The organism is uncultured Alistipes sp. (assembly GCF_949296715.1).
Classification (GTDB): domain Bacteria; phylum Bacteroidota; class Bacteroidia; order Bacteroidales; family Rikenellaceae; genus Alistipes.
Genome location: NZ_CASFQD010000042.1, coordinates 1 through 25,502 on the forward strand (window position 1 = coordinate 1; position 25,502 = coordinate 25,502).

The following is a 25,502-nucleotide window of genomic DNA, read 5'->3' on the forward strand; positions in this document are numbered from 1 at the left end:
ATCCGCCCGGACGGCCAGCAGCTGCGCCGCCTCGACGCGCCGGGGCAGCGGCAGCGAATCGCGGATGCCCTGCGCCAGCCTTACGCCGCGCGCCGCCTCCTCGCCGCGCAGCACGTTGAAGTTGTGCAGCGCCACCTCGCGGCGCTGCTCGACCGACACCAGCTCGAACTCCGCCTCGCTCAACCGGGCGTCGATCATCAGCACGTCGCCCCGGGCAACGAGCCCCTCGGCGAAGCGGCGGTCGACGACCTGCTTGAGCGAGCGGATGATGGCGACATACTGCCGCATGGCCTCGGCATAGAGTTCGGCGGCCGAGAGGCTCCAGTAGGCATAGTCGGCGGCATAGCGCACCTCGAGCTGCGAGAACTCCTCGTCGCAGAGCGCGATGTCGTACCCCGCCTCGGCGCTGCGCACCGAGGCCCGCACGGCCCCGCCGCCGTAGAGCGTCTGCACGATCTGCGGCAGCAGGCTGAAGGTCCAGTGCTCGACCCCGTCGTGATGGCGTGCCGAGAGCGAGAAGCTGCCGTCGGCCGAGAGGCGCGGCAGCCGCCCCGTGCGGGCCTGACCGAGCGTCTGCGCCGCGGCGTCGACCTGCGCCGCGGCGACCTTGAGCTGGCGGCTGTAGCCGGCCACGGCCGCGCGGTAGTCGTCGAGCGTCGTCTGCCCGTGCAGTGTCACGGCGACAAGGAGCAGAAGGGCTGTACAGAGGGTTTTCATGGCTTGCGGATATGGTAAAAGAGGGCATAGACGACCGGCAGCACGCAGATCGTGAGCAGCGTGGCGACGAAGAGCCCGCCCATGATCGTGGCGGCCATCGCGCCGAACATCGCGTCGAAGAGCAGCGGCAGCATGCCGAGGATCGTCGTGCCGGAGGCCATCGCCACGGGGACGATGCGACTGCGCGTCGCCTCGACGAGCGCCTCGTAGGGAGAACGGCCCGCGGCGCGCAGCGTGCCGATCTGTTCGACGAGCACCACGGCGTTCTTGATGTTCATGCCCACGAGCCCGAGCAGCCCGAGCAGCGAGAAGAAGTTGAAGACCTTGCCCGTCACGGCAAGACCCGCCACCACGCCGATGAAGATGAGCGGGATCATCAGCAGGATCACCGCCGGATCGCGGTAGTTGCGGAACAGCAGCAGCAGGACCGTGAAGATCAGCACCAGCGTCAGCGGCAGGTAGCGCGCCAGCGCGGCGTTGGACTCCTGCTGGCTCTCCTGCTCGCCGAAGATGCGCATCGCGTAGCCTTCGGGCAGTGCGACCGAGCGTTCGATCTCCCGGCGCAGCGTCGTGAAGAGCTCCATGGTGTTGACGCCGCGCGCGGGGTCGCACTGCGCCCGCATCACGCGCTGACGGTTGTAGCGCTTGATGACGCCGCTGCGGAACCCGAAGCGGAAACCGTCGACGGCCTGCCCGAGCGAGAAGACCCGCCCGGCAGGCGTGAAGATCGGCAGCGACTGGAGATTGGTCAGGTTGTAGTCGCCGATGTTCTCGTCCTTGAGCAGGATCGGCAGGAAGAGGTCGCCCTCGCGGTATTCGCCCAGACGGTAGCCCTGCGTGGCGATGGTCAGGCCGCGGGCCAGCTGGCTGCGCGTGATGCCGATGCGCTGCCCCTTCATCTGCGAATAGAGGGGCTGCCACGTCGGGATGCGGTTGCCCCAGCCGTTGCGGATGTTCACGGCGCCGGGCGTGCGCCACATGATGGCCTCGGCCCGGGCCGCCAGCGCACGCAGCGTGTCGATGTCATCGCCGATGAATCCGAACTCGATGGCCGCATCGGGCACGGGCGAGAGCTTGAAGAGCGACGAGCGCAGCCACACGTCGGGGAAGTTCGCCTCGACGTAGGCGCCGAAGCGCTCCTCGACCGCGGCCGTCTGCCGCCGGTCGTGCACCTCGACGAGGATGTTGCCGAAGTTGGGACGCAGCGAGACGCTGCTGCTGGCCAGGTAGTAGCGCGGCGGCGTGGCGCCCATCGTCATCGAGACGCACTTCACCTCGGGCTGTGCGCGCAGCCACGCCTCCATGCGGAGCAGGTTCTCTTCCGTGGCGCGGATGTCGTACCCCTCGGGCAGCAGCACGTCGGCCCGGAAATAGGGCTTGTCGAGCGACGGAAAGAAGTTTTGCGGCATGCGCCCCATGACGACGAGCGACGCGGCGAAGAGCACGACGACCCCGGCCACGACACCCCACCTCCGGCGCAGCAGCGCTGCCAGCAGACGGTCGAACGCCCGGTAGAACTTCGTGTCGTAGGGGTCGCGCACGGCCTTTTCGGTGCGGAGCATGAAGCTGCCGAACAGGGGCGTCTGCGTCAGGGCCAGCACCCAGCTCAAGAGCAGCGAGAGGGCCAGCACGACGAAGAGCGGCTTGACGATCTCGGCGACGGACGACGGCGCGAGGTAGAGCGGCAGGAACGAGCAAACGGCGATGAGCGTGGCACCCAGCAGGCTCCAGCGCGGGGCATTGGCCCCGTCGACGAAGGCCTGCCGCCGGGCGACGCCCCGTAGCATGGCCTGCCGGGCGTTGTCCGTCACGACGATGGCGTTGTCGACAAGCATGCCCATGGCGATGATGAAGCCCGCGAGCGACGTGCGGTTCAGCCCCTCGCCGAGCAGCTGCATGAGCAGCAGCGTCCCGCCGATCGAGAAGAGCAGCGAGCTGCCGATGAGCACCCCGGAGCGGACCCCCATGACGAGCATGATAACCAGGATGACGATCCCGACCGACTCGGCCAGGTTGAGCACGAAGGTGCGGTTGGCCTCGCGGGCGATGCGGTCCTCGGGATAGAGCACCGCAAGGTCCATGCCCACAGGCATGCGGCCGACGAGCGTCTTCAGCACGGCGTCGATGCGCTCGCCGGTCCGAACGACGTCGACCTGCTCTTCGGTCGAGATGCCGATGCCGATGGCCCGCCGTCCGTCGACCCGCATCAGGGTCTGCGGCGGGTCGGCATACCCGCGTTCGATGCGGGCGATGTCGCCCAGGCGGTACTGCTTGCCCGAGGAGGAGATCAGCAGCTGGTCGGCGATGTCCTCCAGCGAGCGGTAGGTCCCCGACTCCAGAATCCGGATGCGGAGCGCCCCGGCCTGCTTCTCGCCGCTGTCCACGACGGCATTCTGCTGCGAGATGGTCTGCACGACGGTCTCGGGGCGGATCGAGAAGTTGGCCAGCGCCGCAAGGCTGACATAGACGTTCACGACGGGCGTCTGCTCGCCGAAGAGCGTCACCTTGCGCACGCCGCCGACCGTCACGACATGGGTCTTGATGCGCTGCGCCCAGTCGCGCAGTTCGGACCACGAAAAGCCCTCGTCGGCCGAAAGGCCGTAGTAGATACCGAAGACGTCGCCGAAGTCGTCGGCCACGGTGATGCGCGACGCCTCCGCGGGCAGCTGCGCCTGGACGTCGAGCACCTTGCGTCGCAGCTCGTCCCACAGCTGCGGAATGTCGCGCGCCGGAGTCGCCGGGTCGAGTTCGACGAGGATTTTCGAGAGTCCGTAACGGGACTCGGAGGTGATCTTGTGGATGCGCCGCATCGACTGCACCTCGCGTTCGATGGGCTCGGTGACGAGCTGCTCGACCTCGGCGGGCGTGGCGCCCGGGTAGCGGCAGAGCAGCGAGGCGCTCTTGATGACGAAGGTCGAATCCTCCTTCTTGCCGAGCGTCGCAAAACCCGCCACGCCACCCACGAGCAGCACGAGCAGGAAGAACCACACGACACGCGCGTTCTTCAGGGCATATTCGGGCAGGTTCATGGCTTGTCGCTCATTATGCGCACCGTCTCGCCCTCGCGCAGCTGATAGACCCCGGCCGTCACGACGCGCTCGCCGGGTTCGACGCCGCTGTCGACGATGACGCGGTCGCGGCCGTAAGGCTCGCCGAGCGTCACGGCGCGCCGCTCGACCCGCTCGCCGTCACCGACGATCCAGACATAATCCCCGCCCTCGGCCGGTGCGCAGACGGCCGTCAGGGGCAGCAACACGGCATCCGCAACGGGGTCGGCCGTGCGCATGGTGACGGTGCACGACATGCCCGGAGAGATGCGGCAGCGCGCCGTATCGACCCCTTCGAGCGTCAGCGAGACCGGAAAGCCCGAGGCATCGGACGATGTGCGGGCGTAATCCTTCAGCCGCGCCGCAAACACCACGCCGCGGTAGTTGTCGAACGCCACGTCGAAGTGCGTCGAGGGGCGCGCGAGGGCATCGAGCGCGCTCTCGGGCAGGGTGAACTTCACGGTCGAGGTCTCGGGCGCCACCAGCCGCAGGATCGTCTGCCCGGACTGCACACGCTCATACTTGTCGACGTATGCCGCCTCGATGACCCCGGCGAACGGGGCCCGCAGCCGCGTATCCTTGAGCAGGTCGAGGGCATTCTCATACGACGAGCGGGCCTGCGCATAGCGCGTCTGCGCCGCCTCGGCCTCCTGGCGCGAGACGGCCTCGTGCTGCAGCAGCCGCTGCATGCGCTGCATCTGCGAGCGCGCCTCCTCATAGGCCGAGCGCTGGGCCGCGACCTGCAGCTCGACGTCCCGGGGGTCGAGTTCGGCGAGCATCTGCCCCTTCTTCACGCTCTCGCCCTGCGCAACGGGAATATCCGACACCTGCCCCGAGAGCTTGAAGGCCAGGTTCACGGCATCGTCGGGGGTCGCCATGCCGGCAAAATCCTTGTCGATGAACCCGGCCCGACGGGCCGTCTCGACCTTGACGGGCCGCACCGAATCGACCGGCACGCTCCTGCCGCCGCAGGACGCCGCAAAAAACATCACAAAAAAGAGAAACCGGCGCATACGAAAAAAGTTGACTCCGACGGTTCGGAGTCAACTTTCATACCATTGTGCGCCGCAGGGCCCCTACGGGCGAATATCGCGACAATTCCTTTTAGCCGAGATCGTTCCGTCGTCGAGGACGACCACCCCGTTGTCGGCGCGCAGCAGGGTCTTCATCGTCGAGGCGTCGATGTTGTAGCAGGGCACCTGCCCCGACCCGAAATCGTGGCCGTAGCTGTCGTAGAGCGGCTGGGGCGTCAGGCAGACGACCGCGGCGCCCTCCTCCGCAGCGCGGGCAACCAGCCGCGCCATGCGGCGCGCGCAGCTGCGCGGCAGGCGGTCGAACGACGTCACGCAGAGCATGTAGAGACGTCCGGGCGTCGAGAGCACCTCCTCGGTGGCATCCCCGTCGGCACCGTGCAGCGCAAATTCGCTCACCAGCGGACGGATTGCGGGCTCCTCGCTCGTCGTGCGCGTATCGACCCACTCCCACTTCGTCTCGTCCTGCCACTCCGTGTCGTCGAGCGTGAACTCGCGTTCGCGGCCCGTGCGGCGGTTGCGGTAGACGAGCACCGTCTCGGTCTCGCCGGCCTCGATTTCGGGCGCCTGCTTCGCCTCGAGGATGTTGACCCCGACCTTGTAGGGCAGGAAGTCGACAAGCGGCAGGTGGCGGTAGCAGTAGTAACCCAAGTACATCGACAGGCAGAAGAAAGCGATTGTCAGGCAGACCTCCAGGGGCTTGAACGCGAAGATGCGGTCGGGACGGTAGCGCCACCAGACGACGAGGGCCATGGCCAGCAGCACGACGTTCTTCGCAAAGGTCTCCCAGGGCGTGAGTTTCAGCGCCTCGCCGAAGCATCCGCAGTCCTCGACGGGGATGAGCGTGGCGCTCAACAGGGTCAGCAGCGTGAAGAAGCAGAGCGACAGCACCGCGAAAATCGAGATGAGCCGGATGCGCACCTTGAAGAGGAGCATGCAGCCCATCATCAGCTCGGCGCCGCACAGCCAGATCGAGAAGGCCATCGCCCCCCACTGCAGGTACTCCATACCGTAGATCGAGAGGTATTCGTTGACCTTCAGGGCCGTGCCCCACGGGTCGATCACCTTCGTGAAGCCCGAGAAGATGAACGTGCAGGCGAGCACCAGCCGGCAGACGTGCGACAATATCTTGAATCCGCGTTTGTTTCTCATCGTTTTCCGAGCACGGGGGTCAGCTCCGCGCGTATTTTTTCGAATATGCCCTCGGGCGTCTCCATCGCCCCGGCGGCATTGCTGCAATCCACGACACGCAGCGTCGGGTCTTCCGCCGCCGCTTCGAGGTAGACCTCGCGCACGCGCCGCTGCAGGTCGAGCGACGCCTCGTGGATATCCTCCGCACCGTGCAGGTAGGCACGGTCGTCGCCCGCGCGCTGCTCCGTGAGCTTGCGCTCGGTGAAGGCGAAGGGCACGTCGAGAAAGAGCGACAGATCGGGGCGCGGCAGGGCGTTGTGGCCGAACTCCAGGTCGAGAATCCAGCGGGCCAGGCGGCGGCGCGGCTCCCCCTCGGGCAGCTTGGCGCATTGGAAACCGACGTTCGAATAGACGTAGCGGTCGAGCACCACGGCGCGTCCTTCGGCAAGCCAGCTGCGGATCTGCCCCGCCGCCTCGGCCCGGTCACCGGCGAAGAGCAGCGCCACGAGGTAGGGATCCACCTCCCCGACACCGCCGAACTCGCCGCGCAGGAAGCGGGCGATCAGCTCGCCGTAAACGGGCGCGTCGAAGCGCGGGAAATGGATATACTCGCTGCGCAGGCCGCTCGCCGAAAGCAGCTCGCGCAACAGGCGGACCTGGGTCGACTTGCCCGCTCCGTCCAGTCCTTCGAGTACGATGAACATCGGTTCCTTGCGTTTATTGTGGTTTCGTTTCGGTTCTCGCCTACTGGCGCAGCATGCGCACGGCCCGCGCAACACCGGCGGCCAGCGCATCCACCTCCGCTTCGGTGTTGTAGAGCGCGAACGACGCGCGGCACATGCCCGTCACGCCGTAATGGTCCATCACCGGCTCGGCACAGTGGTGTCCCGTGCGGACGGCGATGCCCAGCTTATCGAGGATCATCCCCATGTCGTAGGGGTGCACCCCCTCGACGTTGAACGACACGATGGCGCACTTGTCCGCCGTCGTGCCGTAGATGCGCAGTCCGTCGATCGCCCCGAGGCGTTCGGTCGCCCGGTCGAGCAGCGCCCGTTCGTGGGCCTCGACCTCCGCGGGATCGAACTGCTGCACATACCGCACCGCCTCGCCCAGCCCGATGGCCCCGACGAAGTTGGCCGTTCCGGCCTCGAACTTCAGCGGCACGGAGGCATAGGTCGTGCGGGCGAAGGTCACGCGGTCGACCATGTCGCCGCCCCCGAGGAACGGGGGCATGGCATCGAGCAGCGCCCGCTTGCCGTACAGCACGCCGATGCCGGTCGGGCCGTAGAGCTTGTGGCCCGAGAAGGCGTAGAAGTCGCAGTCGAGCGCCTGCACGTCCACGCCGCCGTGCACCACGCCCTGGCAGCCGTCGACGACGACGACCGCCCCGACGGCATGGGCCGCGCGGATAACGGGGCGCAGGTCGGGCCGCGTGCCGAGCGTATTGGAGGCCTGCGTCACGGCGACCACGCGCGTGCGTGCGTCGAGCAGCGATTCGAGCAGGTCGGTGCGCAGCGCCCCCTCGTCGTTGAAGGGCAGCATGCGCAGCTCGGCCCCCTTGCGCTCGGCGAGCAGCTGCCACGGCACGAGGTTCGAGTGGTGCTCCATCTCGCTGACGACGATGTTGTCGCCCGCATGCACGAAGCGCTCGCCCCAGGCGTAGGCCACCGTGTTGAGCGACGCCGTGGCCCCGGCCGTGAAGACCACCTCCTCCTTCGCCGCGGCGCCCAGGAAGGCGGCAATCCGCTCGCGGGCCGCCTCGTAGCGCGTCGTGGCCTCCTCCGAGAGCAGGTGCACGCCGCGGTGGATGTTGGCGTTCAGCTCGCGGTGCAGCCGGTCCACGGTCTCGATCACGGCCAGCGGTTTCTGCGCCGTGGCCCCGTTGTCGAGGTAGACCAGCGGCCGCCCGTAGACCTCTCGTGCGAGAATCGGAAACTCCCCGCGTATCTTTTCGATATCCAGCATCGTCACATCCGTTTCATTTTCGCGGCGACAGCCTCCAGCAGCACCTCGCCCAGCGGTTCGATGCCGCAGCGGCGCACGATGTCGCCGACGAACCCTTCGATTTGCAAGCGCCGCGCCCCGGCCTCGCTCAGGCCCCGCTGCCGCATGTAATAGACCGCCTCGGCATCCATCTGCCCGACCGTCGCGCCGTGCGAGCACTTCACGTCGTCGGCATAGATTTCCAGCTGCGGCCACGTCGTGATGCGCGCCGTGTCACTCAAGAGGATGTTGCGGCTCTGCTGCTGCGCGTCGGTGCGCTGGGCATCCTGCGCCACGTAGACCAGCCCGTGGAACTCGCCCACGGCACGGCCCCCGGCCACGCCCTTCACGCACGACTCGCTCCGGCAGTCGGAGACATTGTGCGCCGTATGCAGCCGCACGACGCAGTGCTCCTCATCCGTGGCGAGGAAGACCCCGCCCAGCGTATTTTCGGCCCCGCGACCGTTCAGGTCGATGCGGTAGGCGGCATTGGCACTCGCCAGCTGCACCGCCGTAATGCGGCAGTCGCTCCGGGCCGCCTGCTCCACGGCCACCTCGGCGAAGGCCTCGGCCGTGAAGAGCTCCGTAAGCTCGAGCCGCGCCCCCTCGCCCAGCGTGCAGCGCAGCGCCGAAAGCTCCGGCGTCGTGTGCAGCACGACGAGCCGCGCCGCCCCGCCCGCGGCGACCTCCACGTCGAGATGCCGCGGATCGACCGCCGCATAAGGCTCCGTCACGGTCTCCGTGATGCGGAGCCGCTCCCCTTCCGCCGTGCGGAAGCTGCGGAGAATGTCTGACAGCGCCGTCATTCGTTTCCGTACTCGTTGATGATGCGGTCGTAGCCCTCCTTCTCCAGATCGAGGGCCAGCGACTTGTCGCCCGTGTAGATGATGCGCCCCTTGTAGAGCACGTGCACCACGTCGGGCACGATGTAGTCCAGCAGCCGCTGGTAGTGCGTGATGACCACCGTGGCGTTCTGCGGCGTATGGAGCTTCGTCACGCCCGTGGCGACGATGCGCAGGGCGTCGATGTCGAGGCCCGAGTCGGTCTCGTCGAGGATCGCCAGCTTCGGGTCGAGCATCGCCATCTGGAAGATTTCGTTCTTCTTCTTCTCGCCGCCCGAGAAGCCCTCGTTCACGGAGCGCGACGTGAGCTTCGGGTCGAGCTCCACGACGGCGCTCTTCTCGCGCATCAGGCGCAGGAACTCGGCCGCCGTGAGGGGCTCCTCTCCGCGGAACTTGCGGTGCTCGTTCACGGCCAGCTTCATGAAGTTGGCCATCGTGACGCCCGGAATCTCCACCGGATACTGGAAGCCGAGGAAGAGCCCCAGCCGGGCGCGGTCCTCGATCGGCATCGAGAGCAGGTCCTCGCCCAGGAAGCGCACCGAGCCCTCCGTAACGGTGTATTTGGCATTTCCGGCCAGCACCGACGCAAGGGTCGACTTGCCCGAGCCGTTCGGGCCCATGATGGCGTGGACCTCGCCGGCGCGGACCTCCAGGTCGATGCCGCGGAGAATCTCCTTGCCCTCGACCGACGCATGCAGATTTTTTACGCTTAACATATCTGTATCTAATCTATTCTTCAAAATTCAACTGTTTTCACACCTTCGGACCGCCGTTTTCCGCAGCCGCGTATCCGATGCCACCCTGCCGCGGAAAGGCTCTACGGGAGCTGTCGTCGCAGCATCGGAGAGACTCGGCTCCGGACGCCGCATCTTCACCGGCGCTCCTCTATCTTTTTACGAGCTTTCCGCCCAGCGTCCGGCATTTCGCAATCTCCCGGGACGTCAGTTCCGGATGTTTGCGGCATCCGCTCTTCGCCACCGTCCCGACGACCTTGAATCCGCTCCAGCGGAATATCTCGCGCAGCGAACGGAACACTCCGCTCGACTGATGGAACAGAATACTCCACGGATAGGCCGTATTGCATGTGGCAACCAGCACGACCCGTTTCCCGCGATGCAGCGGTTCGGGAAGTCCGTTCTCCCGCTCGCCCATCAACGCATAAACCATCCGATCGAAGAGCACTTTCAGCGCTCCGCTCATGGAACCCCAGTAACACGGAGAACCCACAATGAGTGCGTCGGCCTCCCGAATCAGCCGTGCAGCACGGTGCGCATCATCCTCGGGCAGCACGCAGCGCCGCAGCGAACGGCATTTCATGCAGCCGACACAGGGCCGGACGGTCAGGTCCCGGACGAAAAGCTCCGCAACCTCGCAGTCCGAGGGCAATGCCGCAACCGCATGTCCCAGCATCTGCGACACAAGCCCCGCGCGGTGCGGACTTCCGTTTATGACAACTACCTTCATGTTCCGTTCCAAATTATCGTTCGGGCTTCTTCACCGGCCGCTACCCTACCGTGCCCTCGAGCTGCAGGGCCAGCAGTTTCTGCGCCTCGACGGCAAACTCCATGGGCAGCTTCGCCAGCACCTCGCGGGCGTAGCCGTTGACAATCAACCCCACGGCATCCTCGGTCGACAGCCCGCGCTGGTTGCAATAGAAGAGCTGGTCGTCCGAGATCTTCGACGTCGTGGCCTCGTGCTCCACGACGGCCGTGCGGTTGCGGCAGTCGATTTCGGGGAAGGTGTGCGCCCCGCAGCGGTCGCCAATCAGCAGCGAGTCGCACTGCGAATAGTTGCGCGCATGCTCCGCCCCTTTGGCCACGCGCACCAGACCCCGGTAGGCATTCTGGCTCCGGCCCGCCGAGATACCCTTCGAGACGATGCGGCTGCGCGTGTTGCGGCCGATGTGGATCATCTTCGTGCCGGTGTCGGCCTGCTGGAAGTTGTTGGTCATGGCCACCGAGTAGAACTCCCCGACCGCGTTGTCCCCGGCGAGGATGCAGCTCGGGTATTTCCACGTGATGGCCGAGCCGGTCTCGACCTGCGTCCACGACAGGCGCGCGTTCTCGCGGCACAGGCCGCGCTTGGTGACGAAGTTGTAGACGCCGCCGCGCCCCTCGCGGTCGCCCGGGTACCAGTTCTGCACCGTGGAGTACTTCACCTCGGCGTCGCGCTCGACGACGATCTCGACGACGGCCGCATGCAGCTGGTTCTCGTCGCGCTGCGGCGCCGTGCACCCCTCGAGGTAGCTGACGTAGGCCCCCTCGTCGGCGACGATGAGCGTGCGCTCGAACTGCCCCGTGCCGGCGGCGTTGATGCGGAAATAGGTCGACAGCTCCATCGGGCACCGCACCCCCTTGGGGATGTAGCAGAACGACCCGTCGGAGAAGACCGCGGCGTTCAGTGCGGCGTAGAAGTTGTCGGTATAGGGGACGACGCTCCCGAGGTACTTTTTCACCAGGTCGGGATGGTCGCGCAGCGCCTCCGAAATCGAGCAGAAGATGATGCCCTTCTCGGCGAGCGTCTCCTTGAAGGTGGTCTTCACCGAGACGGAGTCCATCACGGCATCGACCGCCACGCCCGCCAGCGCCATCTGCTCCTCGAGCGGAATACCCAGCTTGTCGAACGTGCGCTTGAGTTCGGGGTCGACCTCGTCCATCGAGCCGAGTTTCTTGCGGGCCTTCGGCGCCGCATAGTAGATGATATCCTGAAAGTCGATCTCGGGGATCGTCAGATGCGCCCACGTCGGGGGTTCGAGCGTCAGCCAGTGCCGGTAGGCCGCCACGCGGCGCTCGGTCATCCACGCCGGCTCGCCCTTCTTTGCGGAGATCAGGCGCACGACCTCCTCCGAGAGTCCCTTGCCGATGGTCTCGGTCTCGATCTGCGAGGTGAAGCCGTACTTGTACTCCTGCTCCCCGATATTTTCCAATAGGTCTTTCTCTTTTCCTGCCATACGAGCAAAATATCGTACAAAGGTATAAAATCTAATCCGAATTTCATAATCGCACCCGGCAAATACGGTACCGCGGACGGGCGCAGCGACAAAAAAAGGGCGGCACCCCAGAGGATGCCGCCCGGAACAATGCGTCGTCAGCGCGATCAGTTCGGGATATACTCGATGCTGTAGAAGCGCAGACCACCCGTAGGATAGATGTAGACCGGCGTCTCGCCAGATACCGTGATGTCGTACTCGAGCGTTGCGGGCGTCGAGCTGGGCACACCGCCAAGCTGCTGCTGGGCACCGGCAGCATCGTCACCGACCTGCAGGGTCACGTAACGGTCCGAAGAGCTGTCGCTCGTGTTCGATGCCACGACCTTGACCTTGCCCGAGGTCGTCGCCGTGAAGGTGAAGACACGGTACTCGGTCGTTCCGCTGCCGTTGGGCTGGATGTAGGCACCCGCGTCACCCTCGCCGCCACGGATGTTGTGGCTGTCGGTCTTGATCGTCAGGCCGTCGATCGTCTCGCTGAAGTTCGTCAGGCCATCGCTGCCCGCAGCCTTCAGCCGTGCGATCAGGTCGCTGAACGATGCCGACGAGAAGTTCCACTCCTGTGCCACGGGCTCGGGAACACCCGACATGTCAGGCTCCCACGACAGCGCGTAGACATTGATCGTGGCGTAGCAGTAGATGTAGATCGTCGTCTCGCCCGTGAGGTCGGTGAAGGTCACCGTCTTGGCCTCGCCGTCCGACGAGGTCGGGCAGGCTTCGCGCAGGTACTCCTTGCCGTTGGCGCTCACGCCCACTTCGCGCGTGGCGTCCGAGCTGCTGCTCGAAATGGCCTTCACGGTCAGCGTACCGTTGCCGCTCACGCGCAGAGCCAGGGCACGCAGCGTCGGCGTCACATCCTCCAGCGTACTCTTGCCGTTGAACTTGATGCGGTCCACCGGCTCGCCCTGGTCGCCAATCGAGTGCTCGATGGTCATGTGCTTCGAGTCGCTGGCCAGGAACTGGAGGTTGCCGAAGACGGACGTCTCCTTGATGTCACCGGCCGGGAAGGACGAGGCATCGGCGATGTTCCACGTGTAGGCCGACGATACGGTCGTCAGCACGCCCTTGATCGTAATCGTCACGCTGGCAGCCTCCGAGTCGAGCCAGTTGAGCGAGCCCTCGGCAGCCTTGGCTACGACCGACAGCGTGTGCTGGCCGGCCTTGAGCGAAGCCACCGTCGAGGCGGGAATCTCATACGAGGGGGTCTCCACCGTCTCGGTCTTGCCGTTGAAGGTCACTTCATAGGCTGCGGCGTTCGGCACGGCGTTCCATGCCACGGCGATCGGCTGCGACGTGCCCTGATCCACGGCCGGGATGTCGGTCGTCGTGAAGACGGGCGTGTCGAGGGCCTTGGGCTCGCCGCCCGAAACCACCTCGAGCGACCACTCGAGCGCCTGCAGTTCGACGGGAGCGCAGCTGCAGATGTAGACCGTCGTCTCACCCTGGATGTCACCGAAGCCGAACTTGCTCTGCGTGCCGTCGGCCGGAACCGCATAGCGGGCGCCGTTGACGATGATCTCCATGTGCTTGTTGTAGCCTGCATCGGCGGGCGTGATGAGTACCGAACCCGGCACGCTCACCTTGAAGGCCAGGGCGTTGTTCGTCGGGACGTCGAGCACCGAGAGGGTCGAGGCGGCCGAGAACGAGATCGTACCGTTGTCCGTAACGGCCATCGGGGCCTCCTCGTCGTTGACGATGAACTGCAGGTTGTCCAGGATCTTCGTCGAGAGGATCTCCTGCGGCTCGAAGTTCTCCGTATCGGCGAAGTTCCAGACCGTAGCCTCCGTGATGACGTTCAGTTCGGTCTGCTCGGGCACGATGGGAGCCACGGCATTCCACCAGCGCGGGTCGCCGATACGTGCCGAGGCGATCTCGTCGTTCACCAGATAGAACTTGCCGCGCAGCGAGTTCTCGCACGGGTCCTCCGTGAGGATCTTGCCGCCGTTCTGCGTGGCCGTGGCCTGCGTGATCTCCACGCCGTCCGAAATCTTGGCCTCGAAGAAGGTGTCCGCACAGTTGTAAAAGTAGTTGCTCTGGATGAGCGTCGGCAGCTGCACGGAGCTGTTGTTGGCGATGAAGCGGGCATTCTCACCCGTCTCGTTCAGGAAGAGGTTGTTGGCATACTCCATGACCGGAGCCGTGCCGCGCACGTAGAAGATACCCTTGTTGTTGCCGTCGGTTACCGTGGAGAAGTTGCAGAAGGTGTTGTTGCGGATGACAATCGACGAGAGCGTCTCCTTGGCGTCGACACGCAGGAACGAACGGGCGCCGTTGTAGAAGGTCGAGTTGGTGATTGTCAGCGTACCGTGTACCGATTCGGTGCGGAAGTCGATGAAGTCACCGCCGCTGTTGCCCATGTTGGCGGCATAGAGGCCGTCGAAGAGCAGCGTCTGGATGGCCGAACCGCCCTTGTTCTCGTAGAAGATGTTGCGGTAGCCCGCCAGGTCGCAGTTCTTCAGCGTCACGGAGTTCATCGCGATGGCCGCCTTCACCTCCATGAGCGACGAGGCCACATCGGCGCCGTCGAGCGAGAGGTCCTCCAGACGAATGTCGTTCACACCGGGATTCAGACCGATACCCAGACCTACGATCGCGGGCTTCGCACCCTCGAGCGTCGTCTCGCCGATGATCGTCAGGTCGGCGGCCAGCGCCGATGCGGGGTTGGTCTCGCCTTCGCCGTAGGAGGGCACCGTATAGGGCGTCTCACTGTAGGCCAGCTGGTACTTGCCACCGTCCACAAAGGCCTGCATGAGCTGCTCGATCGTCGAGATCTTCGTCATGTTCTGCATGTCGGGACGGGTCCAGACATCCTGACCGCCGCGGCTGGCGCTGTTGTAGAAGACAGCCACGAAGTACTCGGTCGAGGGCTGCAGGCCACCGATCGTCGCCGTGGCGGCCTCCACCTGCTCGGCGGACAGGTCATAACGCACGGGCTCCTGGTCGGCCGAAGCGACCGGCGTAGCCAGCAGGTGCGTCACATACTGATCCTGATCCCACTTCAGCGTCACGCTTTCCGACGTGCGCTCCGTGACGACGGGATTCAGCGGGTCCATGATTGCATAGGTCTCGATCGGGCCGGCGACGGCCACGTGCGACGGCGCGGTGCGCTCGTTCGAACTGAAGGCCTGCACGGTGGCGTAATAGACCTGCTCGGCCTCGAGGTCCAGCGTTACGGGAACTTCCGCCGGGGTGAGCTCGCTCTTGGTCGTAACCACCGAGGTGAGACCCTCGTCCGAATAGATGACGACTTCATAGGTATCCGTCGTGCGCACGTCCCACGTCAGGCGCACCTGGTAGCCCGTCGAGAGCACCGAAGCCGTGAAGTTCAGCGGCGTCAGGGCGCGGTCGAGCACCAGTTCGTTATTGATGCCGTCCGGGTCCTCCGAACAGCCGCCCAGTCCCGCCACGGTAAGCAGCAGCAGCCCGGACATCAATTTGCGAAATATGCTTTTCATAATCGTAAAATCTGTTTTGGTGGTCGATTATCCGTTAATAACCGTAATCGTTGTGAATCTGACCCTGCGAGTTGTCGACAACGCTCTGGAAGATGGGCCAGTACTGGCGCGTATCGGGATCGCGGTCGTAGAGACGGTCGATCTCGGCAGTCGTGAACTTCGGGTTCTCGGTGTTGCTTGCGCACGGCGCATAGCGCGAAACCTCACCCTCCGTATTGGTGTAGGGCGTCCACGTGGCATCGGGAGCCGTCTGCTCGTCACGTCCCAGACCGTACATCTTCAGGTTCGTACCCTCGACCTTGTAGTAGACATAGCCGTCACCCTGGGCCAGGTAGCTGAAGTCTCCCGTCCAGTTGTTCAGGTCGTTGAGCTTCCGCTTCGTCTCGTCCATCTTGGTCTTCAGCAGGTTCCAGCGGATCAGGTCGGTCTTGCGGAGCATCTCGCCCACGAACTCGAGGGCACGCTCGTCGACGATGGCGTCGAACATGGCCGTAGTCGAACCGATGCCGTTGACATAGCTCTGGGCCATCGCCTCGTTACCGGCATAGGCACGCTTGCGCACCTCCAGCAGGTAGTTCTTCGCGTTGTCCAGGCCGCCGCCGTCCACCGAGGCGCACGACGAGTGGATTGCACACTCGGCAGCCATCAGGTAGACATCCGACAGACGCATGTAGGGCGGCTTGAAACCGTCGTCGTTACCGCCGCTGTAGGGATAGTTCTCCATCCACTCGAAACGGTACTTTCCGAAATACCACGTATCGAGACCGGCCAGCACGGGAGCCGTCGTCGTAGCCGAGCCCGAGGTGTACTCCCAGATGAAGTTCACGCAGCTCACGTCGCGGCGCGTATCCTGCTTCTCGTACTCGAACCACATCGTCGGCACGGGGCCCACGCTGCCGCCGCGGCTGGAGGTTCCGGCCGAAGCGCCGATGAACTGGTCGGCACCGTCGTGACGCACGGCAAAGGTGTAGTTCCAACGTCCGCGGTTGTTGCCGTAGGGGAATACCCAGAGCACCTCGCGGCCCGTGCCGGCAGCCGTCAGGTCAAAGTTGTTCAGGTCGCGCCACAGCTGCTCGAAGCTCGGATAGAGCGACATGCCGCTGTTGCGAATCACGTCCACGCAGGCGGCCAGCGCCTTCGGGTAGAGGACATCCTGCTGCAGCTCGGGATCGGAGCTCAGGCGCACCGAACCGGCATCGCCCGTACCGATCATGCCGTCGGCGGGACGCAGCGCGTAGCCCGAAGCCATCAGCGCCAGACGGGCGTAGAGACCCTTGGCGAAGGCCTTGTTGATGCGGTCGGTCGTGGTGGCATGTCCCTGACCGGGCCACGGCAGGTAGTCGTAGGCCTCCTCCAGGTCACCGAGGATCTGCTTGAAGATCACGTCGCGGCTCGTCTTCGGGATGTAGATGTCGTCGCTGATCGGTTCCGTGCGGAAGGGCACGTCGCCCCAGGCGCGAATCAGGTCGTAGTACATCACGGCACGCAGCGTCAGCGCCTCACCCAGCAGGTAGGCCATGTCGGCGTTGTTCTCCACATCGCCGTACAGACGCAGGTTCTTGATGTTGAGGTTCGCACGCTCGATGGCCGTGTAATAGGGCGAATAGGCGTCGGAGCTGCTGCCCGAGGTGTTCATCTCGCCGTTGGTCGGCAGCAGGTTGTAACCGTAGATGGCCTGACGGTTGGCGTTGTTCGCCTGGTTGGTCTCGTTGCTCCAGTTGTTGCCCCACTCGATATCGGTGTTCAGACCCACGTAGGGATGGTAACGTCCCCGGTGGTTCGCCTTTTCGAGCAAAGCCTGCGTGATGCCGAAGTTGCAGCCTTCGGCCAGCTCGTAGTTCGAGAAGACCGTCTCGGTGTCGAACGACGACTTGGTTTCCGTTTCCAGCAGATCGGAGCAGGCACAGAGCGCTCCTGCGGCCGACAAAACGAATATGTATTTGATAGCTTTCATACGATGTTTATTTTGCTTTGAACACGATTAGAATGTGAGGTTCGCACCGAAGACGACACTGCGGCTGCGCGGATAGGCCGAATAGTCGACGCCCGGCGTCAGCGGCGTGGCACGGCGGGTGTCCACTTCGGGATCGTAGCCCGAGTAACCCGTCCAGCAGAAGAGGTTGGTACCCGTCACGTAGAGACGGAACTTCTGGATGCGGAGCTTCTTCATCCAACGCTCGGGAAGCGTGTAGCCCAGCGTCACGGACGACAGACGCAGGAACGATCCGTCCTCCACGGCCCAGTCGCTGAAGACGGCCGAGGACATGAGCGGCGACCACATCGTCGTACCTTCATTGACGGTAGCCAGCTGTTCGGGATCGGTGATCAGCTCGCCCGTCGCCCAGTCGATGTTGGTCCAGCGGTTCTGCGTGGCCATCGTATTGAGCAGGTTGCGGAAGTTGTTCTTCGTACCGCGCTCCGAGGTGAACTCAATCTTGTTGGCGTTGTAAATCTGGTTGCCGTAAACCCAGTTGAAGTTGGCCGAAAAGTCGAAGCCGTAGGCGTAGCCCGAGAGCGAGAAACCGCCCGTCCACTTGGGCTGTGCGTTGCCGATGATCGTGCGGTCGTCGGTCGTCACCTTGTTGTCCTCGCTGCCGTCGACATTCTTGAGCTTCATGGCACCCGGACGCAGGTAGTTGCTGCCGATTACGGCCGAGCAGTCCACGATACCCTCCTTGAGCACCCACTTGCCGTCGATGTAGTCGAAGTCGTCGACCTCATAGCGGCCGTCCGACACGTAGCCGTACATCTCGCCGAGCGAGCCGCCCACGCGGACGCGGTAGTCGGTACCGATCTCGCTCGATGCCCAGCCCGACTGCAGACCGTCGAGGTAATCCAGACCGCCGAGGCTCATCACGCGGTTCTCGTTGTAGCTGGCGTTGGCCGAGAAGGTCAGGCCGTACTTGGGCTTCTCGAGCAGCACGAACGTGGCGGCAAGCTCGATACCGCGGTTGCGCGTCTCGCCCAGGTTGCGGTACTGGTACTCATAGCCGCTGCCCGTGAGCGGGTACTGAATCAGCAGGTCCTTCGTATTGTTCTGGTAGACATCCACCGAACCGCTCACACGGCCGCGGATGAAGCTGAAGTCGAGACCGATGTTGTGCGAGTAGGTGGTCTCCCACGTCAGGTCGGGATTTGCCATGACAATCTTGCCGTTGTCGTCCTTGGCCACGCCCCACCAGTTGTCATAGAGATACCAGTTGCTGGCATTGTCGCTGCCGGCGAACTCCTGCAGCATCAGACCCGAGGGGATGTTGTTGTTACCGGCCGTACCGTAGCTGTAGCGCAGCTTCAGGTTGTCGAGCCAGTCGATGTCCTTGAGTCCCTCCTCGCCCGAAATGCGCCACGACACGGCAGCCGAGGGGAAGTAGCCCCACTGGTTGCCTTCGGCGAACTTCGACGAACCGTCGGCACGCATTGTACCCGAAACCATGTACTTGCCCTTGTAGTCGTAGTTCACGCGGCCGAAGAACGAGAAGAGCATGTCGTCGGGATCGTAGAAGTTGTTGATCGAACGCGTACCCGTCGCCGAGCTCATCATCTGCCAGGCCATCATCGAGTCGTAGAAGTCCGGGAAGTCGTAGGCCCAGGCCGTGAGCGTATTGGAGCGCGTGACGATGTACTCCTGGCCGACGAGCAGGTTGAGCGAGTGGTCGTCGTTGTTGAAGACGTTCTCGAAGTCGTAGCTCAACGTGTTGGTGTTGCGAATCTTCTCGCGCGTATAGTCGGTATACTGCGTGGCGGGACCGGGACGGTTCGAGTTGTAGACCAGATAGGTCGTCATGCCGTAGAAGCGGTCCTTGGTCTGACGGTAGGTATCCAGACCGGCCTCGACGCGCAGCTTGAGGTTCTTGACGATCTCCCACTGGAAGGCGGCGTTGGCATTCCAGTTCGTGCGGCTGTAACGGCTGTCGTTGTCGGCCGTGGCGATCAGCGGGTTGACGTTGTCGCCGGCCATCGTCTCGTCATCGTCGCCCGAGGCGGCCGTCGTGAAGGGGAAGGGACGATACTGGATGGCGTGCTTCACGCGGCCGTTGCCGGAGGTCGAACCCGAGTCGTTGTAGGAGTTCGAACCGGCGCCCCGCACGTCCGTATCGGAATAGCGGATCGAGAAGTCGAAGCCGATCTTCTTCGAAGGCTTGTAGTTGGCCTTGAAGTTGAGGTTGTTACGCTTGAACTCCGAGCCAATCATGATGGCGCGCTCGTCGATATGTGCGTAACCGGCCGTCCACTTGAACTTGTCGCCGCCGCCCGAGATGCTCAGGTTGTGGTTGAAGGTCGTACCCGTGCGGCCGAAGGTCTGGTCGAGCCAGTCGATGCCCTGCACGTTCTTGTAGAGGTCCATGTCGGAGAATCCGCCGAAATAGGGCTCATAGTTGTTTTCGAGTTTGCCCTCGACCATGGCGGCCTCGTACTGGTACTGTACGAATTCATAGGGCGTCATCGGGGTCAGCGCATCCTGGTTGGAGAACTTCTTGATACCGTAATAGACGTTGTAGTTGACCGTGATCTTGCCGGCCTCACCGCTCTTCGTCGTCACGATGACAACGCCGTTGGCACCGCGGGCACCGTAGATGGCCGTCGAGAAGGCATCCTTCAGCACGTCGATCGAGGCGATGTCCGAAGCCGGGATGTCGGTGATGCTCTCCACGGGGAAGCCGTCCACGATATAGAGCGGCGAGTTGTCCTGCGTAATCGAACCGCCGCCACGGACACGAATCTTGATTTCGGCATCGGGGTCACCCTCGCTGGCTGTCACCGAGACACCGGCCATGCGTCCGGCCATGGCCTCCGTCACGGATGCCACGGGCATCTGCATGAGGGCCTCGGAGCTGACCGATGCAACCGATCCGACGACATCGCGCCGCTTGACGGCGGCATAACCCACGACAACCACGTCGTCGAGAGCCGTCGACTCGTCCTGGAGCGTCACGTCGATACGGGTCCGGGAGCCGATCTCCACGCGCTGCGTCTTCATTCCGATATAGGAGAAGACGAGCGTCTTCTTCGAGGCGTCGGGCACGTCGAGCGACCACGAACCGTCGATACCGGAACTTACACCCATCGTCGTACCGTCGACTACCACCGAAGCTCCGATGACCGGATTCCCAGCCGAGTCCTTCACGATACCTCCGATCTGCTGGGCCGCGGCCGTGGAGGCCAGACCCACGCCCAGTAGCAAAAACAGGGCGAACTTCAGAGTAAAGTTTTTCATAAAACTGGTTTTGGTTAATAATTAGGTTTATCTCGTTTTCGTATTTCCGGTACGGGCATTGCAATTATTCAAAATTTTACAAATATCCGCACTTTTTTACTATACAAAAGTAAAAAACACGCCAAAAGAGGGATGGTAAATTTTATCACTTCTCATGGAAAATTTGTCATCCCGGCCGCAAACGGCTCCGGAAGGGGTTTTTCGCCGGACGGAAGAGAAAAATCCCCTCGTTTCGAGGGGATTTTCCATCTCCGGGCTGCGGCCGGATTATTTGTCGAGGCGTCCGCACGCGCGGTCGTACTCCATCGCCGCCCAGATCAGCGGACCGATGCCCTTGCAGTCGTTGTCGATGACCTTCTCGGAGATGTAGTAGTCGAACGTGCCGCTGCGGCGCTCCTTGCCGCCCAGGCCTGCCACGGCGCAGCAGTCCGTGAGCGAGACGGTGCCGTCGGGGTTCTCGCGCACGAAGCGTTCGACGAAGCGCTCGAAGGCGCGCTGCGCCCCGGGGCCCAGTTCGGCGGGCAGGTAGCCCAGCCGCACGCCCTTCAACATGGCGTAGACGAACATGATCGAACCCGTCGACTCGAGGTAGTTGCCTTCGCGGCCCGGCTGGTCGAGCACCTGGTACCACATGCCCGTCCCGGGATCGGCATAGCGGGGCAGCACCTCATAGATGCGGTTCAGGATGTCGACCATCGGCTGCGTGGCCGCATCGACACCCAGATACTGCAACGTCTCGACAATGGCCATGGCGTACCACCCCATCGCACGGCCCCAGGCGTGGGCCGACTGTCCCGTCAGGCTGTCACACCAGAACATCTCGCGCGAATCGTCGTAGGCGTGGCGGTAGAGCCCCGTCTGCGGGTCATAGGTGTGCTTCGCCACGACGACGAACTGGTTGACGATATCGGCCACGGCCCGCTCGCGGTCGGCTCCTTCGAGATACTTCACGGCGTACTCGGCGTAGAACGGCTCGGCCATGTAGAGCCCGTCGAGCCACATCTGGTGCGGATAGACGGCCTTGTGCCAGAATCCGCCGTCGGGGTTGCGCGGCTGGCCCTGCAGCTGCGTGTAGAGCGTGTCGAGCACCTGCCGGTAGCGGGCCTCACCCGTGCTTTCGGCCAGGCGGAAGAGCGCACGGCCCGGGCAGACATGGTCGAGGTTGTACTTCTCGCGTCGGTAGGTGAGCACCGAAGCGTCCGCCTGCACGATCGAGTCGTAGTAGCGCTGCGCGTAGTCGCGGAAATCGGCCCGGCCGTAGGCATCGCCGGCGTCCATCATGGCCAGCAGCTCAAGGCCCGTCGTGTAGTTCCACTTGATCTTGCCGACGGGAATGCCGTCGAGGTTCGCAGGCGACGGGTTGCGTGCCATTTCGCTCTCGACCACCCGCACGGCCAGCGGCGTCGGACCGTCGAGCAGCGCCGGGCGCGCCGGTTGCGACGTGCAGGCGGCAAGAGAGGCAGCGGCACACAGAAGTGCCGGCAGAGAAAATCGTTTCATCTTGTTATCGGTTATTTGGTTTCGTGATTCTGTTTCAGGTTGTGGGTTTTCAGGTACTCGGCGGGCGACATGTGGAACTGCTCGCGGAAGCAGCGGCTGAAGTAGCCCGGATCGGAGAATCCCACCCTGTAGGCCACCTCCGAGACGGAGAACTGCCCCGTGCGCAGCAGCAGCTTGGACTTCGTGATGCGGTACTCCTTGATGAGCTCGACGGGCGACTTGCCCGTGAGGCTCTTGAGCTTGTTGTACATCGTCGTGCGGCCCAGGCCGAGGTGCGAGGCCAGCTGGTCGATCGTCAGGTCCGAATTTTCGATGTTCGCACCCAGCCACGACATCACCTCCTTCATGAACTCCTCGTCGCGGTCCGTCACCACGACATCCTCCACGACGAGCTCCACGGCCTTGTTGCGGGCCGACTGCGACGAGAACTTCTCGAAGAGCTTGCGGCGCTGCGTGAGCAGGTTGTCGATGCGGGCCAGCAGCAGCTCGATGCTGAAGGGCTTGGTGATGTAGCCGTCGGCGCCGTATTCCATGGCCTTCACGCGGTCGTCGGGCGAGTGGCGGGCCGTGAGCATCACGATCGGAATGTGGCTCATCGTGAAGTCGTGGCGCACCTTGTCGATCAGCTCGATGCCGTCCATGCGGGGCATCATCAGGTCCGTGACGATGATGTCGGGCATCTCCGAACGGATCTTCTCGAGCGCCTCGACGCCGTCGTCGGCCTCAACGACGTGGTAGGTGTCGATCAGGCTGTTGTACATGAAGATGCGCAGCTCGCGGTTGTCCTCCACGAGGAGAATCTTCTGCGCATCCTTCGGCGGGGCGACATCCGTGCGGCGCTGGCTGTCGACCGACGTGTAGTCGCTGACCATGTAGTGGCTGCGGTGCTCGTCCGACCGGGCCCCCGAGAAGTCGATCTGCTCCATGCCGAAGTGGGCGTTGCCCTGCCGGAGCCTGACGGTGAAGGCCGAGCCTTCGCCGGGACGGCTCTCCACGGTGATCTCGCCGTGGTGCAGCGCGACGATGTCGCGGCAGAGCGAGAGCCCGATGCCCGACCCCTTCATGTTGGGGTCGACGGCGCGCGACGCCTGCGCGAAGCGCTCGAAGATCGCCCCCTGCTTGTCCTTCGGGATGCCGATGCCCGTATCGCGCACGGTGAGGACGACACGCTCCTCCTCGTCGCGCTGCGAGAGGATCACCTCGACCTTCCCGCCGTTGGGCGTGAACTTCAGGGCATTCGACAGCAGGTTGTAGATCACGCTCTCCATGCGTTCGATGTCCACCCAGACGAGAATCGAACGCCGCGACACGGTGAACAACAGTTCGATCCGCCGCTCGGAGGCCAGTTCGCGGAAATCCTCGATCGCATCCTCCACGACGGGCACGAGGTCCACGCGCGAGATTTTCAGCTCCATCTTGTTCTTGACGATCTTGCGGAAGTCCAGCAGCTGGTTGATGAGCGAGAGCATGCGCCGTGCGTTGCGGTGGGCGAGCGTGAGGCTGATCTCCCCGCGCGAGGAGAGCTTGTCGTTCCTGCGCACGTCCTCGATGCCGCCCAGAATCAGCGTCAGCGGCGTGCGCAGTTCGTGCGAGATGTTCGTGAAGAAGCGCAGCTTCAGGTCGGTCATGTCCTGCTCGACGCTCGCCTCGCGGCGGATGCGCATGACCGAATTCACCGTGCGCAGCACCACCGTGATAATCGTCAGCGCCAGCAGCACGTAGAGCGTCTTGGCCCACCACGTGAGCCAGGGCGGCGGAAGGACATCCACCGCAATGGAGATGCCGTCGTCGGCCGCCGCCGTATTGCCGACGAAGGCCTTGACATGGAAGCGGTAGCTGCCGATCGGCAGGTTCGAGTAGGAGGCGCGGTTGGTCGTCCCCGAGATGTTCCAGTCGCGGTCGTAGCCCTCGAGCTTGTACATGTAGCCCACGGCGTGCTGGATGGCGTAGTTCAGCGATGCGAACTCCATGCGGAAATTCGAGAAGTTCCAGGGCAGCACGATCCGGTCGGCCTCGGGCACCGAGACCGCAAGCGGCGCCCCGGGCCCTGCCGCGACGGGCTGGTTGCGCACGTCGAGCCCCGTGAAGTGGAGGTCATAGTCGATCTTCGAGGCGCGGATTTTCTCGGGATCGAAACGGAAAATCTGTCTCCGGGCCCCGAAAAGCACATCGCCCGACGGCGTGGTCAGCGTCGTCGCCTCGCTGAGGATGGCGTTGCGCATGTCATCGTAGAGGTTGTAGTTCGAGAAGACCTCGCGGCGCGGGTCGAAGCGCGAGACGGCGTTGTGTGTCGAGACCCAGATGTCGCCCTGGCGGTCCTCCGTCACGGCCATGCAGATGTTGCTCGACAGGCCGCTCTCCTGCCCGAAGCAGCGGAACCGCGGGGTCCCCTCGCCGTCGTATCCGGAGATGAGGTTCAGGCCGCCGCCGTAGGTCGCCAGCCAGATACGTCCCGCGGAGTCCTTGCACATGTGGATGATGTCGTTGTTGCCCAGCGAGGAGACGTCGCCCGGAATTTTCTGGACCAGGTCGAAGCGCATCTGCCGGTAGCCGACACTCGGATCGAAGACCAGCAGGCCGTCGACCGTCGCGGCGAACATGCGGTGCTCGTTGTCGCAGAGCAGCCAGCGCACGCGCCCCGCCTCGTCGAACGGATAGTGGATCAGCTGGTTGCCCACGTGGATGAAGCGGCGTCCGTCGGGATCGTCCAGAATGTTGATGCCGCCGCCGTAGGTCGCCACCCAGATGCGGCCCGCGGCATCCTCCTCGATGCAATAGACCTGGTCGTCGTTGAGCGAGTAGCTGTCCGTATCGGAGTGGGCGAAGTGCGTCACGGCGTATCCGTCGCCCTCGGGCGTGAGGCGGTAGAGCCCCTCTCCCTTGGTGCCGACCCAGATGTTGCCCGAGGAGTCCTCCTTCAGGGTATAGATCATGCCCGTACCGCGCCCCTGCACGGGCAGGCGGTAGACCGGTCTGTAGCCGGTGTCGAAGGCGATCAGCTCGCCGTCGCGCGTGCCGACCCACAGCCGTCCCCGGCGGTCGTTCATCAGCGCGCGGATCTCGCCCGAAAGCGGGTTCGGCGAATCGGACTCGAGCGTGAAGACGTCGGCGGACTGCCGCAGCAGGACGGCCTTGCGCAGGCCGCGTTCGTTGTAGGTCGAGAGCCACAGCACGTTGTCGCGCACGTCGAAGCGCACCACGGCGTTGGTCATCTGGCAGTTGGGCTGCCCGGGGTCGTTGTAGAAGGGCAGCACGCGGTCCGTCTCGCGGTCGTAGTAGCCGAAGCCGTACTGGTTCATCTTGATCCACAGCCGCCCGCCGCCCTCGGCGATCTTGGGGATCGTGTCGAGGTAGTACGAGACGGTGTAGGGTTTCTGCTCGAAATGCTTGTAGTCGTTCGTCGCGGGGTTGTAGCGCGTGATGCCGGCGCGGGGCGTCGTGACCCACAGGATGCCGTGCGAATCGGCCGCCAGATCGCGGATCCGGCCCGGATGCCGGCCCCGCGGATGCAGCGGCGAAAGCCGTTCGCCATCCACGCGGTAGAGACCGCCCGCCCGCGAGCCCACATAGACCCGGCGGAACACGCTGTCCGACA

General features: G+C 64.1%; 15 protein-coding genes. All 15 read right to left on the reverse strand.

The window, feature by feature from the left end:
• A partial coding sequence (locus Q1Y33_RS06450; protein ID WP_300798921.1) for a TolC family protein occupies nt 1–717 on the reverse strand: 717 nt, incomplete at its 3' end.
• Nucleotides 714–3,746 carry an efflux RND transporter permease subunit gene (locus tag Q1Y33_RS06455; RefSeq protein WP_300798922.1) on the reverse strand — a complete coding sequence of 1,011 codons (3,033 nt, stop codon included), beginning with the start codon at nt 3,744–3,746 and terminating at the stop codon, nt 714–716. The genes Q1Y33_RS06450 and Q1Y33_RS06455, both read right to left, overlap by 4 nt.
• On the reverse strand, nt 3,743–4,777 hold the full coding sequence (locus Q1Y33_RS06460) for an efflux RND transporter periplasmic adaptor subunit (protein ID WP_300798923.1): 1,035 nt from the start codon (nt 4,775–4,777) through the stop codon (nt 3,743–3,745). Before Q1Y33_RS06460 ends, Q1Y33_RS06455 begins: the two co-directional genes overlap by 4 nt.
• A 63-nt stretch (nt 4,778–4,840) precedes the next feature.
• Entirely contained in the window at nt 4,841–5,947 is a 1,107-nt protein-coding gene (locus Q1Y33_RS06465) for a BT_3928 family protein (protein WP_300798924.1), read from the reverse strand.
• On the reverse strand, nt 5,944–6,630 hold the full coding sequence (gene tmk, locus Q1Y33_RS06470; protein WP_300798925.1) for a dTMP kinase: 687 nt from the start codon (nt 6,628–6,630) through the stop codon (nt 5,944–5,946). The genes Q1Y33_RS06465 and tmk overlap by 4 nt, the downstream gene beginning before the upstream one ends.
• A gap of 40 nt (nt 6,631–6,670) precedes the next feature.
• Complete coding sequence (locus tag Q1Y33_RS06475; protein ID WP_300798926.1) at nt 6,671–7,891, reverse strand: SufS family cysteine desulfurase; 1,221 nt, start codon at nt 7,889–7,891, stop codon at nt 6,671–6,673.
• Between the two features lie 2 nt (nt 7,892–7,893).
• On the reverse strand, nt 7,894–8,715 hold the full coding sequence (locus tag Q1Y33_RS06480) for a SufD family Fe-S cluster assembly protein (protein ID WP_300798927.1): 822 nt from the start codon (nt 8,713–8,715) through the stop codon (nt 7,894–7,896).
• Entirely contained in the window at nt 8,712–9,467 is a 756-nt protein-coding gene (sufC, locus tag Q1Y33_RS06485; RefSeq protein ID WP_300798928.1) for a Fe-S cluster assembly ATPase SufC, read from the reverse strand. The genes Q1Y33_RS06480 and sufC overlap by 4 nt, the downstream gene beginning before the upstream one ends.
• Before the next feature lie 169 nt (nt 9,468–9,636).
• Nucleotides 9,637–10,215: a flavodoxin family protein gene (locus Q1Y33_RS06490; protein WP_300798929.1), complete on the reverse strand. Its 579-nt coding sequence runs from the start codon at nt 10,213–10,215 to the stop codon at nt 9,637–9,639.
• Between the two features lie 40 nt (nt 10,216–10,255).
• Entirely contained in the window at nt 10,256–11,701 is a 1,446-nt protein-coding gene (gene sufB / locus Q1Y33_RS06495; protein WP_300798930.1) for a Fe-S cluster assembly protein SufB, read from the reverse strand.
• 146 nt (nt 11,702–11,847) lie between these two features.
• The gene (locus Q1Y33_RS06500) at nt 11,848–15,192 is read right to left on the reverse strand and encodes a DUF4957 domain-containing protein (protein WP_300798931.1); all 3,345 of its coding nucleotides are present in this window, start codon (nt 15,190–15,192) and stop codon (nt 11,848–11,850) included.
• A 34-nt stretch (nt 15,193–15,226) separates the two neighbouring features.
• The gene (locus Q1Y33_RS06505) at nt 15,227–17,146 is read right to left on the reverse strand and encodes a RagB/SusD family nutrient uptake outer membrane protein (RefSeq protein ID WP_300798932.1); all 1,920 of its coding nucleotides are present in this window, start codon (nt 17,144–17,146) and stop codon (nt 15,227–15,229) included.
• A 27-nt stretch (nt 17,147–17,173) separates the two neighbouring features.
• Nucleotides 17,174–20,407: a TonB-dependent receptor gene (locus Q1Y33_RS06510; RefSeq protein WP_300798933.1), complete on the reverse strand. Its 3,234-nt coding sequence runs from the start codon at nt 20,405–20,407 to the stop codon at nt 17,174–17,176.
• Between the two features lie 267 nt (nt 20,408–20,674).
• Entirely contained in the window at nt 20,675–21,907 is a 1,233-nt protein-coding gene (locus Q1Y33_RS06515; RefSeq protein ID WP_300798934.1) for a glycoside hydrolase family 88 protein, read from the reverse strand.
• Between the two features lie 11 nt (nt 21,908–21,918).
• Nucleotides 21,919–25,502: hybrid sensor histidine kinase/response regulator transcription factor (locus Q1Y33_RS06520; protein WP_300798935.1), on the reverse strand; the 3,584-nt coding region annotated here is incomplete at its 5' end.